At 63.1% G+C, this 518-nt stretch carries 1 protein-coding gene; it reads right to left on the minus strand.

The window, feature by feature from the left end:
* Positions 1-518, minus strand: a 518-nt coding sequence (locus AC2YG9_RS22455; RefSeq protein WP_487300226.1) for a hypothetical protein, incomplete at both ends; no start/stop codon positions are given.

The raw sequence follows: 518 nt of genomic DNA on the forward strand, positions 1-518 counted from the left end.
TCGATCTCGAAGTCGCCGGTCTGGTTGGTGCGGTTGGTCTCGCCGTTGCGGATGCCCGTCGAGGTGCCATCGATGACGCCGTCGTGGATGCGGACGACATCGGTGATGCTGACCGGGCTGTTGCCGGCCGAGTCGTCACGCGGCTTGATCGAGATGGCCGCGGCGTTGTCATGCGGCGCGCCGAAGCGGGTCGATTGACCGACGTTGGTCATCGTGAAGTGATCGATCTCGATGCCCGAGTAGGTTCCCTTCTTCAGGTTCAACTCGATGCCCGAGCCGGCGAAGCCGCCGAACGAGGGGGTACCGCCGAAGTAGCCGACGTTGGTCATCGTGAAGTTGGTCAGATGGCCGTTGGTCAGGGTCTCGGCGTAGAAGCCCTTGGCCGTGATGTCCTCGAAGTGCGTGCCGTCGAGGGTGAAGTTCAGCACATCGTTGCCGGCGACGTTCGGATCCTTCTCGAAGTCGATGCCGATGTGCAGGTTGCTGAACGAGCCGCCGGTGACGGTGACGCCGTCGAG

The organism is Caulobacter sp. SRI_014, assembly GCF_057586315.1.